Here is a 995-nt window from a genome sequence, read left to right on the forward strand (position 1 = left end):
TTGCCCAGCGCCGTCAGCCGCCGGTCGCCCACATTGTCCGCGTAGCTCATCTGCGTCTTCTGCCCGTTCGGGTACAGCAACTCCAGCACCCGTCCCGTCACCCCGTCATATGTCGGCGTGAACGTCCCCAACAGGTTCGTCAGGCTCGTCACCCGCCCAAGATTGTCGTAGGTCATCGCCTGCGCGTTCCCCGTCCCCACGCTCCGGCTCGCCATTCGCCCCAGCGCGTCGTACGTGTACGTGAGCGTGTCGTTGACCAGCGGCCCGTCCACGCGCTTCACCTGCCCGGCCCCAAGCTGCCCGTTCACTGGATAGTACTCGTACGTCGTCGTCCCCACCCCGTCCGTCATCCCCGTCAGCCGGTTGAAATCCGCGTCGTACGTGAAGCTCACACCCGGCGTCGGCGGCGTAAGCGGCTGCCCGCTCGCGTTCGTGTAGCTGATGCTCTGCACGTTGTCGTCCAGCAGGTACGCGAAGTTCGTCCGCTGCCCCTTCGCGTCCGTCATAGACTTCAGCCGGCTCGTCGTCGCCTCGTACGCATAGGTCGTCGTCGCCCCGTCCGCCAACGCTTTGCTCGTCACACGCCCCTGCACGTCGCGCGTCCACGTCGTCGTCTGTCCCTTCGCGTCCGTCAGCGTCGCCAGCCCGTCGCAGTTGCACCACCCAAACGTCGTCACCCGCCCGGCCGCGTCCGTCACCCGCGTCACCCGCCGCAAACCGTCGTATTCCGTCCGCGTCTCCCGCCCCTGCCGGTCGCGCGCCACCCACGCATCCAGCGTCATCTTCCCGTCGCTCGGCCGCGCGTAACTCGTCGCCCGATGACTCCCGTCCGGGTAGTCCGTCCGCACCACCCGATCCAAAGCGTCGTAGCTCAGCGTCACCGTGTACCCGTCCGCGTCCGTCACCGTCCGTACCCGCCCCAGCCCGTCATACGTGAACGTCGTCGTCGTGCCGGGCTGCGCCCCCGTCACGCTCAACAAATATCCCTCCGCGTC

At 67.5% G+C, this 995-nt stretch carries 1 protein-coding gene; it reads right to left on the reverse strand.

Annotated features, from left to right (window positions below; all coding sequences use genetic code 11):
- Positions 1 to 995: hypothetical protein (locus NZ585_14880; GenBank protein MCS7081316.1), on the reverse strand; the 995-nt coding region annotated here is incomplete at both ends.

Origin of the sequence: Chloracidobacterium sp. (assembly GCA_025057975.1) — a bacterium.
GTDB lineage: Bacteria > Acidobacteriota > Blastocatellia > Chloracidobacteriales > Chloracidobacteriaceae > Chloracidobacterium.